This window comes from Amycolatopsis xylanica, assembly GCF_900107045.1.
GTDB lineage: Bacteria > Actinomycetota > Actinomycetes > Mycobacteriales > Pseudonocardiaceae > Amycolatopsis > Amycolatopsis xylanica.
On the sequence record NZ_FNON01000002.1, the window covers coordinates 1,076,510 to 1,090,599 of the forward strand.

15 protein-coding genes and 2 tRNA genes are annotated in these 14,090 nt (G+C 66.8%); 14 read left to right on the plus strand and 3 right to left on the minus strand.

What is annotated here, in order from left to right; translation table 11 throughout:
• Positions 1-41 precede the first annotated feature (41 nt).
• The 7 genes from gyrA to BLV57_RS12915 all read left to right on the plus strand — a co-directional run bounded on the left by gyrA (position 42) and on the right by BLV57_RS12915 (position 5,237).
• Positions 42-2,564 (plus strand): DNA gyrase subunit A, encoded by a 2,523-nt coding sequence (gene gyrA / locus BLV57_RS12885; protein WP_091288864.1) that lies wholly within the window; start codon positions 42-44, stop codon positions 2,562-2,564.
• Positions 2,565-2,596: 32 nt separating this feature from the next.
• Positions 2,597-3,286, plus strand: a complete 690-nt coding sequence (locus BLV57_RS12890; protein ID WP_176968581.1) for a DUF3566 domain-containing protein — start codon at positions 2,597-2,599, stop codon at positions 3,284-3,286.
• Positions 3,287-3,336: 50 nt separating this feature from the next.
• Positions 3,337-3,410: transfer RNA gene (locus BLV57_RS12895), tRNA-Ile, on the plus strand.
• 71 nt (positions 3,411-3,481) lie between these two features.
• Entirely contained in the window at positions 3,482-3,988 is a 507-nt protein-coding gene (locus BLV57_RS12900; RefSeq protein ID WP_091288865.1) for a hypothetical protein, read from the plus strand.
• Between the two features lie 105 nt (positions 3,989-4,093).
• Positions 4,094-4,285 (plus strand): DLW-39 family protein, encoded by a 192-nt coding sequence (locus tag BLV57_RS12905; protein ID WP_091288866.1) that lies wholly within the window; start codon positions 4,094-4,096, stop codon positions 4,283-4,285.
• 35 nt (positions 4,286-4,320) lie between these two features.
• Positions 4,321-4,393: transfer RNA gene (locus tag BLV57_RS12910), tRNA-Ala, on the plus strand.
• An 82-nt stretch (positions 4,394-4,475) separates the two neighbouring features.
• Positions 4,476-5,237 carry a glycosyltransferase family 2 protein gene (locus tag BLV57_RS12915; protein WP_091288867.1) on the plus strand — a complete coding sequence of 254 codons (762 nt, stop codon included), beginning with the start codon at positions 4,476-4,478 and terminating at the stop codon, positions 5,235-5,237.
• Here BLV57_RS12915 and BLV57_RS12920 read toward each other — a convergent pair.
• Entirely contained in the window at positions 5,234-5,968 is a 735-nt protein-coding gene (locus BLV57_RS12920) for a hypothetical protein (RefSeq protein ID WP_091288868.1), read from the minus strand. The genes BLV57_RS12915 and BLV57_RS12920 overlap by 4 nt on opposite strands.
• A 78-nt stretch (positions 5,969-6,046) precedes the next feature.
• Here BLV57_RS12920 and BLV57_RS12925 point away from each other — a divergent pair, with 78 nt between their 5' ends.
• The gene (locus BLV57_RS12925) at positions 6,047-6,394 is read left to right on the plus strand and encodes a VOC family protein (protein ID WP_245757288.1); all 348 of its coding nucleotides are present in this window, start codon (positions 6,047-6,049) and stop codon (positions 6,392-6,394) included.
• Positions 6,395-6,397: 3 nt separating this feature from the next.
• Here BLV57_RS12925 and BLV57_RS12930 read toward each other — a convergent pair whose 3' ends face one another.
• On the minus strand, positions 6,398-6,970 hold the full coding sequence (locus BLV57_RS12930) for a dihydrofolate reductase family protein (RefSeq protein ID WP_091288870.1): 573 nt from the start codon (positions 6,968-6,970) through the stop codon (positions 6,398-6,400).
• A 78-nt stretch (positions 6,971-7,048) separates the two neighbouring features.
• Positions 7,049-8,020, minus strand: coding sequence for a sigma-70 family RNA polymerase sigma factor (locus BLV57_RS12935; RefSeq protein WP_245757289.1), 972 nt, complete (start codon positions 8,018-8,020; stop codon positions 7,049-7,051).
• Positions 8,021-8,165: 145 nt separating this feature from the next.
• On the opposite strand from BLV57_RS12935, the gene BLV57_RS12940 reads away from it, so the two are divergent.
• From BLV57_RS12940 to BLV57_RS12965, 6 genes are all read left to right on the plus strand, one after another.
• A complete protein-coding gene (locus BLV57_RS12940) occupies positions 8,166-8,756 on the plus strand; it encodes a hypothetical protein (protein WP_143047043.1) in 591 nt (196 codons plus the stop codon).
• Positions 8,757-8,885: 129 nt separating this feature from the next.
• Complete coding sequence (epsC, locus tag BLV57_RS12945; protein ID WP_176968582.1) at positions 8,886-9,443, plus strand: serine O-acetyltransferase EpsC; 558 nt, start codon at positions 8,886-8,888, stop codon at positions 9,441-9,443.
• A complete protein-coding gene (gene cysK, locus BLV57_RS12950) occupies positions 9,440-10,390 on the plus strand; it encodes a cysteine synthase A (protein WP_091288872.1) in 951 nt (316 codons plus the stop codon). Before epsC ends, cysK begins: the two co-directional genes overlap by 4 nt.
• Positions 10,387-11,652: an ATP-grasp domain-containing protein gene (locus BLV57_RS12955; RefSeq protein ID WP_091288873.1), complete on the plus strand. Its 1,266-nt coding sequence runs from the start codon at positions 10,387-10,389 to the stop codon at positions 11,650-11,652. Before cysK ends, BLV57_RS12955 begins: the two co-directional genes overlap by 4 nt.
• Entirely contained in the window at positions 11,652-12,875 is a 1,224-nt protein-coding gene (locus BLV57_RS12960; protein WP_091288874.1) for an ATP-binding protein, read from the plus strand. The genes BLV57_RS12955 and BLV57_RS12960 overlap by 1 nt, the downstream gene beginning before the upstream one ends.
• The gene (locus tag BLV57_RS12965) at positions 12,872-14,089 is read left to right on the plus strand and encodes an MFS transporter (protein ID WP_091288875.1); all 1,218 of its coding nucleotides are present in this window, start codon (positions 12,872-12,874) and stop codon (positions 14,087-14,089) included. The genes BLV57_RS12960 and BLV57_RS12965 overlap by 4 nt, the downstream gene beginning before the upstream one ends.
• Position 14,090: the final 1 nt, after the last annotated feature.

Sequence of the window (14,090 nt, forward strand, 5' to 3'; positions counted from 1 at the left end):
CACCCCGACTTCCCCAGCCCGTCCAGAACGAGAAGGACCACATGACGGAGACCTTGCCGCCGGAACACGACCGCATCGAGCCGGTCGACATCCAGCACGAGATGCAGCGTTCGTACATCGACTACGCGATGAGCGTGATCGTGTCCCGCGCGCTGCCGGACGTGCGCGATGGCCTCAAGCCGGTCCACCGCCGGGTGCTGTACTCGATGTTCGACTCCGGCTTCCGCCCGGAGCGCGGGTACAACAAGTGCTCGCGCGTGGTCGGCGACGTGATGGGCAACTACCACCCGCACGGTGACTCGGCGATCTACGACGCGCTCGTCCGGCTCGCGCAGCCGTGGTCGATGCGCTACCCGCTGATCGACGGCCAGGGCAACTTCGGCTCGCCGGGCAACGACCCCGCGGCCGCCATGCGGTACACCGAGTCGCGCCTCGCGCCGCTGGCCATGCAGATGCTGGCCGGCATCGACGAGGACACCGTCGACTTCTCCGACAACTACGACGGCCGTACGCAGGAGCCGGACGTCCTGCCTGCCCGGTTCCCGAACCTGCTGGTCAACGGTGGTTCCGGCATCGCGGTCGGCATGGCGACCAACATCCCGCCGCACAACCTGCGCGAGGTATCCGACGGTGTCGTCTGGGCGTTGGAGAACCCGGAGGCGACCGACGACGAGCTGCTCGCGGCGCTGCTGCAGCGGGTCAAGGGGCCGGACTTCCCGACCAAGGGCCTGATCCTGGGCACCTCGGGCATCGAGGACGCCTACCGCACGGGCCGTGGTTCGGTCCGGATGCGCGCGGTGGTCGAGGTGGACGAGGACGCCAAGGGTCGCACGGTGCTGGTGGTCACCGAGCTGCCGTACCAGGTCAACCCGGACAACCTGGTCGAGAACATCGCCGCGCTCGTGCGCGACGGCAAGCTCACCGGCATCGCCGACATCGCGGACGAGTCGAACAGCCGCCGCGGCATGCGCATCGTGATCACGCTCAAGCGGGACGCGGTCGCGAAGGTCGTGCTGAACAACCTCTACAAGCACACCCAGCTCCAGTACAACTTCGGCGTCAACATGCTGGCGCTGGTCGACGGGGTGCCGCGCACCCTGCGGCTCGACCAGATGATCCGCCACTACGTGAACCACCAGATCGAGGTCATCGTCAGGCGGACCAGGTACCGCCTGCGCAAGGCCGAGGAGCGGGCCCACATCCTGCGTGGCCTGGTCAAGGCGCTCGACATGCTCGACGAGGTCATCGCCCTGATCCGGCGGTCGCCGTCGGCGGACGAGGCGCGCCCCGGCCTGATGGCGCTGCTGGAGATCGACGAGATCCAGGCCACCGCGATCCTCGACATGCAGCTGCGCCGCCTGGCCGCGCTGGAACGTCAGAAGATCATCAACGAGCTGGCCGAGATCGAGCTCGAGATCGCGGACCTGAACGACATCCTGGCCCGCCCGGAGCGGCAGCGGCAGATCATCCGCGACGAGCTGATGGAGATCGTCGACAAGTACGGCGACGACCGGCGCACCCAGATCATCCCGTTCGACGGCGACGTGTCGATCGAGGACCTGATCGCGGTCGAGGACGTGGTCGTCACGATCACCCGCACCGGCTACGCGAAGCGCACCAAGACCGATCTTTATCGCTCGCAGAAGCGCGGCGGCAAGGGTGTGCAGGGCGCGACGCTGAAGCAGGACGACATCGTCCAGCACTTCTTCGTCTGCTCCACGCACGACTGGATCCTGTTCTTCACGAACAAGGGCCGGGTCTACCGCGCGAAGGCGTACGAACTGCCGGAGGCGAACCGCAACGCGCGCGGCCAGCACGTGGCGAACCTGCTCGCGTTCCAGCCGGACGAGCAGATCGCCCAGGTCATCGAGATCCCCAACTACGAGGTCGCGCCGTACCTGGTGCTCGCCACGAAGAAGGGGCTCGTCAAGAAGACCAAGCTGACCGACTTCGACTCCAACCGCGCTGGCGGCCTCATCGCCATCAACCTGCGCGAAGAGGACGAACTGGTCGGCGCCGTGCTCGCGTCCGCGGAAGAGGACCTGCTGCTCGTCTCGGCCGGCGGCCAGTCCATCCGCTTCCACGCGACCGACGAGGCGCTCCGGCCGATGGGCCGCGCGACGTCAGGTGTGCTCGGCATGCGCTTCAACGACGGCGACGAGCTGCTCGCCATCAGCGTGGTCAAGCCGGAGAAGTTCCTGCTGGTCGCGACCGATGGCGGGTACGGCAAGCGGACCCCGATCGAGGACTACCCGGTCCAGGGCCGCGGCGGCAAGGGCGTGCTCACCATCCAGCATGATCAGCGACGTGGCAGGCTGGTGGGAGCGCTCATCGTCGACGTCGGCGACGAGCTCTACGCCATCACCTCCAGTGGCGGTGTCATCAGGACTCCGGCGGACCAGGTGCGCAAGGCCGGTCGGCAGACCAAGGGTGTTCGCTTGATGAATCTCGGCGAGGGGACAACTCTTCTCGCGGTGGCACGCAACGCGGACGAGCCCTCAGACGTCGCCAACGGTAGTAATGATGAGGGAGAAGAAGACACCACGACAGCGCCGGAGAACTAGCGGCGCCGAGCACGGGTAAGGATTGACTCTTCGTGACACCATCCGAGAAGTCCGAAACGACCGGCGTTTCGGCGCCGCCCTGGCAGCGTGACGGCAACGGCTCGCCCGTCGAGGAGCACGAAGGTCAGGCTGTCGCCGACACCGACGAGACGCTTCGCATGAAGCAGGAGGACGTGCCGGCGGCAGCCCCGCAGGACTACCACCCCGGCACCGGGGACTTCCCCGCGGTCACGGGCACAGCGGCGCGCCGCCTCTTCGGCGACGCGTCCGAGGACGAAAAGACCCGCGAGACGGCCATCCCGTCCGCGTCCCGTTCCCGGCCGGCGCCGACGGCGCTGCGCCGCCCCGGCCGTGGTCCCCGCAGGGCCAGCCTGCAGATCAAGCGCTTCGACCCGTGGTCTGTGCTCAAGCTCTCACTCGTGCTCGGCCTCGCCATGTTCTTCGTCTGGCTGGTCGCCGTCGGCGTGCTCTACACGGTGCTCGACGGCATGGGCGTCTGGGACAAGCTCAACGGCACCTACTCGTCGCTGGTCGGTGGCGAAGGCGCCAACGCGCCGACGGATCCCCTGATCAGCGCCGGTCGCGTCTTCGGGATCGCGGCCATCCTCGGTGCGATCAACATCGTCCTGGTGTCGGCGTTGGCCACGGTCAGCGCGTTCATCTACAACGTCTCGGCGGACCTCGCAGGCGGTCTCGAAGTCACGTTGTCGGAGCGAGAGTAACCCGGTTGCAGGGCGCTCTGAGGCGTCCTGTAATCTTCTTTTCGTTCCACGGGCCCATAGCTCAGGTGGTTAGAGCGCTTCGCTGATAACGAAGAGGTCCCAGGTTCAAGTCCTGGTGGGCCCACCCAACAAGAAGGCCGGTTCGCGAAAATCGCGAACCGGCCTTCTTGTTTGTGCAGGTGGGGAGCTGTGCAGATGAACCAATTCGACTTCGGCCTCAAGGGCTATCGCCCGAGATGGCTCACCGACGTACCCGCGATCACCGCCGCTCACGGCGAGCGACTGGCTTCACTCGCCGGCCGGACGCTCACGAACAGCTGGCTGGTCTGGGAAACCTTGGCCGACCAATGGCTCAGCGGCTGCCCGGTCGTGCTCGACTTCGAAGGCGAGCAGGTCGAGATCAACCATTGGAAAGCCGACGAGCTGTCGATCACCTGGAACACGATCGACACCACGCAGCCGGTCATGTGGTGCCTGGACAAGGAACGCCCCAACAGTTGGCGCGATGACGTTTCCGAAGGGCTGGCCGCGTTGCGTGGTCAGACGGTCCGCACCGTCATGGTGCTGGAGCGAAACGAGTCCGAAGTCGCCATCGGGCTGGTCTTCACCGACGGCCAGCTGACCATCCGCAACGCGGGCGACGAGAACGGCCTGGACTTCGGAGTGCTCGACTCGCACTACCGACGCCACCGGCTGGCCTGACCTTGTTCCACGTGGAACACCGCACCGGCCGCGAGGTCACGCTTGGCCGTCTTGTAACATGACGAAGCAAGCCGAGCAAGTTGTCGAGGAAGAGGGGGCTTCACCGTGAAGAAGCTGCTGGCACTCGCCGCCATCGCAGGCGCCGTGTTGTTCGTGGTCAAGCGCAACAAGGCTGCGAAGGCCGAGGCCGACCTGTGGCGTGAGGCCACCGCCCCGACCGAGCGCCCGCTCGGCGCCGTCTCCACCAACGGCAGCGCGCCCGCCAAGGCGAGCTCCTCGGACGCGGCCAACAACTGAATCTTCCCCGTGGGCGGCGCGAGTCGCCCACGTCCGGGGCTGTAGCTCAATTGGTAGAGCACCGCCTTTGCAAGGCGGGGGTCAGGGGTTCGATTCCCCTCAGCTCCACAACACCGAGGGCCAGGTAGCGGGATCATTTCCCGGACCTGGCCCTCTGTACGTTCGTGCGACTGAAGAACTGGACACCGAGATGAAGATTTCGGTCATAACCGCCGTCTATGACGGGGGACATCACTTCCTCCCTGAGGCCTACGAATCCCTGAACGCACAAGAGATCCCGGACGGCTGGGAGTGGGAATGGTGTGTTCAGGAAGACGGCAAGACGGGAATCCCCGCATCCCTTTTGCCGAATGATCCGCGCATCAAGTACTCGGCAGGCCTTCCTGGACGAGCTGGGGTCGCGCGCACGATGGCACTCTCCAACGCGACCGGACCGCTGATCCGCACGCTCGACGCCGATGACGTGCTCCTCCCCGGAGCGCTTGCCCGCGACATCGAAGCCCTGCACCGGGTGGCTTGGTGCGTGTCAGCTGGTTTGGACTTGCACCCGGACGGGACGTCGACGCCTGGTCCGCACGACCCGCCGGACGGGCCGTTCACTCCTGGTCAGCTCTTTGCCGAGCAGAAGCGGGACAAACTGTCGGTGATGGCTACGACGTTCGCCGCCCACAAGGACTTGGTGCTGGCATTGGGTGGCTGGACGGCGTTGACCGGAGCCGAGGGTGTCGGCCTTCTCTTGGCGGCGGAGGCGGTCGCGCCGGGTGAATTCATCGCGCGGCCGAGCCTGCTTTACCGGAAGCACGATGCCCAGACGACCGCGTCGACGACATATTGGGACGCCGCCGAACACGAGCTGCGCATGACCGCCGTCCTCGACCGGGCCGAGTCGCTGCGTTCGGCCGGGTGGCGTTGGAGTTTTGAACGACCCAATGGCCCGGTGCGTGGAAGCTAGATTTCCGCGGGTTGCCAGGACGGGCCAGCGATTCCAGGGGCTTGGCCGGTCAGCTCGTATTTCATGGGGAACCACGTGGCCTGCCATGTGGCGGGACGAGATGCCAACGTCGCGCAGACCGCTCGGGACAGGTCTTCGGGGTCGCGGTCGAGCCACGGGACTTTGAGGAGCACCTGGTAGTCGTCCTCGAGCACGAGGGCGATTTCGAACTCTTGGCGGATCGATCTGCCGGACACGAAGTCCGGCCTCAAGCCGTAGGCGAGAAGATGTTCACGGTCCATGTCCGTCAGGACCAATCGCTTGGCTTTCGCCAGTGGGGTTTCCCAGGCGTGATCCGCCGCCATTCGTGCGACTTCGAGGTCGTAGTGGGTGGCGGGGAAGGACGCGCTCCGGTCCATGGGGAGATCTCGCGACCAGTCCCAGCGGACCACGTCACCGTCACGGCTGATGGTGACGTCTGTTCCCACACAGTCGTAGACGCCGCATGCCAGGCACCGAGCGACCGGGACGGTGCTCGGCCGCGAGGTGGCGACCAGACGATTGACCGGAGCGAAGATCTCGTGCGGCTGCATCCCGTGACCCGCACCGGCTGCGGTCATCTCGATCTCGTTGACGTAGATCTTCAGCTGGAATTCGTGGCTGCCCGCGAGACTTGAAACTACCTCCAGCCGAAGGGAGTCGACTCCGGCACCGTCTTCCCTTGCGGTGTAACCCATCCCCATGGTGGCCATTGTGTGCCACGGCCGCACGCTCCACCGCGATTTTCGCTGTGAGCGAGAGTGTCGTACCCGCGGTGCAGAATGCGGAGCATGTCCCGACACCATGCGATCGACTACATCGAAATCACCGTGACCGACCTCGACGCGGCCAAGCGCTTCTACGCCGAGGCGTTCGGCTGGGAGTTCAACGACTACGGGCCCGCGTACGCCGGTATTCGCGGCGCCGAGGGGGAGGTCGGTGGGCTGCGGCAGGACGACGAGACCAAGGCAGGTGGCCCGTTCGTGCTGCTCTACTCCGACGAACTCGACAAGTCCGTCGAAGCGGTGCGGAGTGCCGGCGGCCAGGTGGTGAATGGGCCTTACGAATTTCCCGGTGGCCGCCGGTTCCACTTCACCGATCCGAGTGGCAACGAGCTGGGCGTCTGGGCACGGGCGTAAACCTCACTTCGCGTACTGGGCGAGGTGGTTGTCCGAGCCTTCGAAAACCCGGGTGCCGATGAGGCGCAGGGAGTTGGCGGTGGTGAACGCCGGGGTGCCGTCGCCGAGTGCCGCCGCGCCGATGATCAGGTGCAGCTCGTCGACCAGGCCTGCCGACAACAGGTCGTTCCAGAGGGTGTGGCTGCCGAAGACCAGGATGTCGCCGCCGTCGCCGCGCTTGAGGTCGGCGATGCGGGCGTGCGCTTTCGCGCGGGCGATGACCTCGGTGGTGTCGGTCCACGCTCCGGTCGGGTCCAAGGTCAGGGAGTCCGAGACGACGAGCTTGTCGATGGCGTTGTCGAGGCGGGAGATCTCCTGCTGGACCGGGCCGAAAGCGGGGTTTTCCGCGACGGTCGGCCAGAAGCCCTGGAACATCTCGAAGGTGCGGCGGCCCAGCAGCAGTGTGTCGGCGGCGCGGAGGCGCTCGGCGTTGTAGGTGTCGAAGGCGCCGTCCATGGGCAGGGCCATGACGTTGCCGCCGGGACCCTCGAAGTAGCCGTCGAGCGAGACGATGTTGGTGACGATGAGCTTGCGCATGGCGTTCTCCACTCTCTGCGGTGTGCTTACGAAGAGGTAGAGACAGCGCTCAGCGCGGATTCATCGGTCCGCGCGAAATCAGTCCGAAAAAATTTCCGGGAGGTCGAAGCGGGTGAGCACCTCGGGGCTGAGGAAGCTGGAGATCTCCGTGATCAGGCCGTCGCGCAGGCTGAGCACGTTGATGCCGCCGAGCCCGAACACGCCGTCCGGGCGGCGCATGTAACCGGCGATCGCGAGCTGGCCGTTCGCACGGACCGGCACCAGGCGCCAGCTGTTGGCGAAGATGCGCTCGACCAGGAAGCGGGTGACGTTCTCGCGGCCGTCGAACCAGGCGGGCAGTGGCGGCATGGTGAAGCGGACGTCCTCGGCGAGGAGGTTGACGATCGCGTTGACGTCGGCTTTCTCCCAGGCGGCGACGAAGGCGTCGATCAGTTCGCGTTGGCCGTCGGGGCCGAGTGCTGACAGTTCGGCTTGCTGGCTGCGGGCGGGGACGCGCTCTTCGACGGCTTTGCGGGCGCGTTGGAGTGCGCTGTTCACCGCGGCCGGGGTGAGGTCCAGGATTTCCGCGGTCTCGGCGGCGGAGTACTCGAGCACCTGACGCAGGATCAACACCGCGCGCTGGGTGCTCGGCAGATGCTGCAGCGCGGCGACGAACGCCAGCTCGACGCTCTCGCGCCGGAGGTAGCTCGCCGATGGGTCGTCTTCCCAGGGCTCCAGCCACGGTCCGGGCAATGGTTCGCCCAGGTCATCGGTCTCATGGCGGGCCGGGCCGTGGTCTGGGGAAAGCACGCGTTTCGTGTTGAGCCGCAGGCAGGCGTTGGTGCAGATCCGGTACAGCCAGGTGCGCAGCGAACTCCGGCCTTCGAAACCCGACAGGCCGCGCCAGGCGTTGAGCAGTGACTCCTGCACCGCGTCCTCGGCGTCGTGGGGTGAGCCGAGCATGCGGTAGCAGTGCGCGGTCAGCTCGCCGCGGAACTGGGCGACCAGCTGATCGAACGCCAGCGAGTCGCCGCCGCGGGCGGCGGTCAGCAGGTCCGGTTCGATGCTCACGAGCGCCGATCCTAGCGAAACTATTTCGTTATCCAACCCGGGAACCTCCCCGGGGGTTGGGCGTCTTTAAGGGTGTTGAAGCGCTGAGAGAGAAAAAGCGCCGACTGGGGTTCTGGGGAAATCTAATTCATGCGGGGCTACCCGCATGCCTATCAACTGGGGAATTGAAATGATTCGCAAGTCTGTCGTCATTGCCGGTATGGCCGCTGGTTTCGCTCTGCTTTCGCCGGTCGCGGCGCTGGCCGGTGACCACGTCGTCGACCACAACCTCAAGGTCAGCGTTTCGGGCAGCACGGTGACTTTGCAGGGCAGCTGCGCCAAGCCCAACGAGCAAGCCCAAGGCCACTACGGCGTGCGGAACGGCCACGAGCCCATTGGTATCGAGGCTATGAAGGCAAACGGCACCAAGCAAACCCTTTCCTTCAAGGGCGTCAAGCCGGGTAAGTACATCGCGTGGATGTTCTGCGACAGCGACAGTGCACCTAACGGAGGCTCGATCTCAGGCAAGCTGGTCGATTTCACCGTCGGTGCGCCGAAGCCTGCCACCGAGACCAAGGCACCGCAGACCAAGGCGCCGCAGGTCGCCGAGAAGCCCAAGGGCGCCCCGCAGACCGGCGGTGGCGCGGAAGCCGCCGACGACGCCGGAATCGGCACGGCCGCCGCGGGGGCCGCGGCCGCGCTCGCCATCGGTGGTGGTGGTTTCTTCGCGCTGCGCAGGCGCGCTAGCCGTCGCTGACTCACCACACAGAAAAGCCGCCCGTGCACCACGGGCGGCTTTTTCTTTTCTATCGACGCGGCGATAGCCGTTCGAAAGCGGGGTGCGCGACCCTCGATTCCCTAAGCCGACGGGAAGGAGGGAAAGGCCATGGAACTGGTGCGCATCCTCGCGGAGGACCTGCGCACGGTCGTCGAACGGGATCCGTCCGTCCGGCACCGTGGCGAGGCCTTCCTGCATCCCGCGCTGCCCGCCGTGTGGACACACCGGGTCGCCCACCTGATGCACAACAAGGGGCTGCGGGTGACCGCGAGGTTCCTGATGGTGCTGGTCAGGGCGTTCACCGGGGTGGAGATCCATCCCGGCGCGGTGCTCGGACGGCGGGTATTCGTCGACCACGGGGCCGCCGTCGTCATCGGGGAGACCGCTCGGGTCGGCGATGACGTGACGATCTACCACCAGGTGACGCTGGGCGCGGTCGGCTGGTGGCGCGACAACAAGCGGGCCGATGGGGAGCGGCGGCATCCGGTGATCGGGGCGCGGGTGGTGCTCGGCACGAACGCGACCGTGCTCGGGCCGGTGACCGTCGGCGATGACGCCGTGATCGGGGCGCAGGCGCTGGTGATCGACGACGTTCCCGCCCGTGCGCTCGCTCTCGCGCCAGCCGCGGTCACGCAGGCGACTCAACTACGGAGGAAGGCGTCATGACCAGTTTGCTGTCACCCCAACGCATCGCCAACGGGATCGAAGAGCTGGTCGGCGGCACCCCGCTGCTCCGGCTGCCCTCGACCGGCGCGCAGGTGCTCGCCAAGCTGGAGTCGGCGAACCCGCTCTCCAGCATCAAGGACCGCGCCGCCCTCTTCATGCTGCGCGGTGCGGAGGCCGATGGCCGGCTGAAACCCGGCGGCACGGTCATCGAGGCGACGTCCGGGAACACCGGCATCGCGCTGGCCGCGTTGAGTGCCTCGCGGGGCTACCGCTGCGTGATCGTCCTGCCGGACAACGCGACCGCCGAACGCATCGGGTTGCTCAAAGCGCTGGGTGCCGAAGTCGTGTTGACGCCCAAGGAACTTCGCTACCAGGGCTGTATCGACAAGGCCGAGGAGCTGCACCTCGCGACGCCGGACTCGTGGTTCCCCCAGCAGCACGCGAATCCCGACAACGTCCGCGCGCACCGGGAGACGACCGGGCCGGAGATCTGGGCCGACACCGCGGGCGCCGTCGACATCCTGGTCGCCGGGATCGGGACCGGGGGGACGTTGTGCGGCTCCGCCGACTTCCTCAAGACCCAGAACCCGTTGCTGCAGGCGGTCGGTGTCGAGCCGGATGGTTCGCCGCTGCTTTCGCGTGGCTACGCGGGCACGCACTCGATCTTCGGGCTGAACGGCGGGTTCGTCGCCGATACCACGGATCCCGAGCTGATCGACGAAGTCCTCACCGTCACCGACGACGAGGCGCTGGACACCGCGCGCTGGCTCGCGCGCAGTGTCGGGGTGCTCGCCGGCGTCTCGTCCGGGGCCGCCGTGCATGGCGCGCTCCGCGTCGCGAGCCGGCCGGAGAACGAGGGAAAGACCATCGTCACCATCCTGCCCGACACCGGTGAGCGCTATCTGAGCGTCTGGGACGGGCCTACCGCGAAAGGAACGGACCGATGAACCTCCTCCTGGTCGGCGCCAACGACGAGTGGGTGCGCAAGGCGAAGGACCTCGGCTTGACCGTGCTGCTGCTGCAGCACCCCACCAAGTTGACCCCGCTGCAGGAAGAGCTCGCGGACGTCATCTACGTGCTCGACTACACCGAATGGGCCGAGGTCGAGCCGGTGGCCAGGCAGCTGCGGACCGAGCCTGGCTTCGAGGTCGCGCTGTCGCTGACCGAGCCGGGACTGGACAGCGCGGCCCGCATCAACGATCTCTTCCGGCTCGGCGGAACCGGATACGAGGTCACCAAACGCTTCCGCGACAAGCTGACCATGCGCCAGCACCTGGCCACGATCGATCCGAACGCCGTCGGCGCCCAGACGCTGGAACACCGCGAGCAGCTCGACGCGTTCGGTGCGCGCTACGGCTACCCGTTCATCGTGAAGCCGAACGACGCCACCGCCAGCATCGGCGTGCACCAGGTCAACTCGCCCACCGACGCCGACGCGGTCTGGGCGGCGGTGGAACGTCTGCGCGGCACCAGGACCGACCGCATCTCGACACTCATGCTGCTGCAGGACTTCCTCATGGAGGAGTTCGTCGAAGGTCCCGAGTTCAGCGTGGAGACGTTCAGCTTCTCCGGGCGGCACGTGGTCGTCGCGATCACCGAGAAGTTCACCGATGACGCGCACTTCGCCGAACTCGGCCACGCCGTCCCCGCGCGGCTCGACGAGAAGACGCAGGACGAGGTCAGTGCCGCCGTCGGCAATTTCCTTGACCTGATGGGATTGCGCGACGGCGTGTCGCACACCGAGATCCGGATCGGCGCACGCGGGCCGCAGGTGATCGAAAGCCACAACCGCGGCGCGGGGGACGCGATCACCGATCTCGTCCAGGGTGCGTACGGCATCGACCTGATCAGTTACGCGCTCGGCTGGCCGTTCGGCCTGGTCCCCGAGCTGCCGGGGCGTCCGGTGCCGAAAGCCGGTGCCAGCACCCGATTCATCGTCGGCGTACCGGGCAAGATCGAGTCGATCGACGGCGCGGCCGAGGCACGGGCCCAAAGAGGCGTGCTGGACGTGCGGATCAGCGCGAAGGTGGGCGACACCGTCCGCACGTTGCGCGACAACTGGGATCGGCTCGGGCTGGTCGCGGTCGTCGGCGCCGACACGACCGACGCGATCCGGCGCGGCGCCGAGCTCATCGGCGAGACCATCCGGATCAAGGTGGCCGGCGACGACGGCGAGACGCGGTTCGCACACGTGGCCGAGGTGGCGTGATGACGCTCCTCATCCTGCACCGGAACCCGATGGAGCCGTTCCCCTATGACCGCTGGCTGGCCGATTTCGACGGTGACGTCGTGATTCTCGCGGCCCGCGACAAGTTCGAGTCGTTCGCCGAGGAGATCCCGACGACGAACCTCGGCTACGCGCATTTCGAGACGATGGATTTCCGCGACGACGCGCTGGTGCTCAAGCGGGCGCTGGAACTCGCCGCGGAGTTCGGCACGAAGTACGTGATCGGGCATCACGAGGGCGACGTCGACAACGCGGCGCGCGTGCGTGAGGAGCGCGGCTTGCCCGGCCCGTGGACCGCGGACGTGTATCCCTTCCGCGACAAGGCGTTGATGAAGAAGCTGGTCCAGAAGGCCGGCGTCGAGGTCGCACCGCACACCGTGCCCCAGTCACCCGAGGACGTGCGCGCGTTCGCGCGAGAGCACGGATTTCCCTTGGTGTTCAAGGACCGCGCCGGATTCAACGCGATCGGCCTGCGCATTCTGCGCGAGCAGGCCGAACTCGACGCCTACCTCGAGGAACCACTCGGTGACGTGCTGCTGGAGGCGTTCGTCCCCGGCAAGATGTGCCATGTGGACGGTCTGGTCGTCGATGGCGAGACCGTGTTGTCCTGGCCTTCGCAGTACCAATACGACCTCGCGTCGTTCGGCTCGGATCCCGGCGCGCGCGTCGACGTGACGCTGGATCCGGACGATCCGCTGACCGACCGGCTGATCGCGCTCACGGACAAAACCCTGGCGGCGCTGCGCACACCCGGTCTGCAGAACCATGGCTTCCACGCGGAAATCTTCCACACCCCGGACGACCGCTTGGTGCTGTGCGAAATCGCGAGCAGGCCCGCCGGCGCGAAAGTCCGCGAGGTCTTCAAGACCTTGTTCGACGTCAACCTCGCCGAGTACGCCACGCGTTTGCAGGTCGGCCTGCCGATTCCCGCGATCGATCGCACGCCGAAACGCATGTCCGGGCAGGTGCTCATGATGAAACGCCCCGGCTTGATCCACGAAGTCCCGCGGACTCCCGAAGACGCATGGGTCGAGTACTTCTGGCTTTACGCCAAGCCTGGCCAGGTCGTTCCACCCGCAGGCGGTTCGAGCGATTTCCTGGTCGCCGCGGTCGCTTCGGCGCCCACGCGAGCGGACTGCGAGCGCAGACTGAGGGAACTCGGCGCACGATTCGTCGCACAGACCAAGATCGGGGACGCGGCATGATCACCGCCCAGGTCAGGTACATGCTCGGCATCACGGTCGACGCCATGGGCAGCGGCATGTACGTGCCGCTTTCCCTGCTGTACTTCCATCAGCTGACCGGCATGCCACTCGAACAGGTCGGCGTCATCATGAGCGCGGGCGCGTTGCTGGCGCTGGTCAGCAACCCGATCGCGGGCGTGCTCGTCGACCGGTACGGCGCGCGGACGGTCGTCGTCGGCGGCTATTTCGTGCGCGCGGCCGGGTTCTTCTGCTATCCGTTCGTCGACTCGCCGGTGCCGATGTTCCTGGCCGTGGCGCTGGTGGCGCTCGGCGACGGCTCCTTCCCACCCGCGATCCAATCCTTCGTCGCGGAAATCGCGCAGGGTGACAGCCGGGACAAACTCCTTGCCGCGCAGCGCAGTCTCCGCAACGCCGGCCTCGGCGCGGGCGGGCTCATCGCCGGTGCCGCGCTAGCGCTGGGCAGCGACGCCGCGTACCAGGTGATCGTGGTGGTCAGCGGGATCGCGTACCTCGCGGCGGCCGGGTTCATCGGCACCATCCCGAGCACGCACATCGCGACCCCGAAGGCGGAGCGGGTGCGCGGCGGCTACCGCGAGGTGTTCCGCAACCGGACGTTCCTCGCACTGACACTCGCGAACGTGCCGACGGCATTCGGGTACATGGTGCTCGCGGTGAGCCTGCCGGTGTACATCACGCAGCAACTCGGCGCCTCGAGTTCACTCGTCGGTGTGCTCTACGCGGTCAACACCGTGGGAATCGCGCTGCTGCAGATCCCGGTCACCCGAATGCTCACCCGCTATCGCCGGACCCGGATGGCCGCACTCGGCGCAGCGGTCTTCTCGGTTTCGTTCTTGGCATTCGTCCTGCTGGGGGTGTTTTCGACCGGGGCCGTCCTGATGACCGGGATATTCGCGGCGACGGCGTTGTTCACCGCGGGCGAGCTTTTGCACGGCGCGACCGCTTCCGCGCTGGTGGCGAGTGCGGCGCCGGAAGCCACTCGCGGCCGTCATTTGTCCGTCTATCAGCTGTCCTGGGCGATTCCGATCGCGTTGGCTCCGGCACTGCTGACCGCATTGCTCACCTGGTCGGCGGTAGGCATGTGGGTTCTGCTCGCCGCCGGGGTCGCCGGTTCGGCACTCGCGATGCTCAAACTGGAACCGCGTTTGCCGGAAGCCGCCGTTCGTTCACGACTTTCGTTGATTCCGAGTGAATAGA

What these genes read in the sequence shown, in the direction of transcription:
- gyrA (WP_091288864.1), top strand. Translation starts at nt 42, where the DNA reads ATGACGGAGACCTTGCCGCCGGAACACGACCGCATCGAGCCGGTCGAC.
- BLV57_RS12900 (WP_091288865.1), top strand. Translation starts at nt 3,482, where the DNA reads ATGAACCAATTCGACTTCGGCCTCAAGGGCTATCGCCCGAGATGGCTC.
- BLV57_RS12915 (WP_091288867.1), top strand. Translation starts at nt 4,476, where the DNA reads ATGAAGATTTCGGTCATAACCGCCGTCTATGACGGGGGACATCACTTC.
- BLV57_RS12920 (WP_091288868.1), bottom strand. Translation starts at nt 5,968, where the DNA reads ATGGCCACCATGGGGATGGGTTACACCGCAAGGGAAGACGGTGCCGGA.
- BLV57_RS12925 (WP_245757288.1), top strand. Translation starts at nt 6,047, where the DNA reads ATGTCCCGACACCATGCGATCGACTACATCGAAATCACCGTGACCGAC.
- BLV57_RS12930 (WP_091288870.1), bottom strand. Translation starts at nt 6,970, where the DNA reads ATGCGCAAGCTCATCGTCACCAACATCGTCTCGCTCGACGGCTACTTC.
- BLV57_RS12940 (WP_143047043.1), top strand. Translation starts at nt 8,166, where the DNA reads ATGCCTATCAACTGGGGAATTGAAATGATTCGCAAGTCTGTCGTCATT.
- epsC (WP_176968582.1), top strand. Translation starts at nt 8,886, where the DNA reads ATGGAACTGGTGCGCATCCTCGCGGAGGACCTGCGCACGGTCGTCGAA.
- cysK (WP_091288872.1), top strand. Translation starts at nt 9,440, where the DNA reads ATGACCAGTTTGCTGTCACCCCAACGCATCGCCAACGGGATCGAAGAG.
- BLV57_RS12955 (WP_091288873.1), top strand. Translation starts at nt 10,387, where the DNA reads ATGAACCTCCTCCTGGTCGGCGCCAACGACGAGTGGGTGCGCAAGGCG.
- BLV57_RS12960 (WP_091288874.1), top strand. Translation starts at nt 11,652, where the DNA reads ATGACGCTCCTCATCCTGCACCGGAACCCGATGGAGCCGTTCCCCTAT.
- BLV57_RS12965 (WP_091288875.1), top strand. Translation starts at nt 12,872, where the DNA reads ATGATCACCGCCCAGGTCAGGTACATGCTCGGCATCACGGTCGACGCC.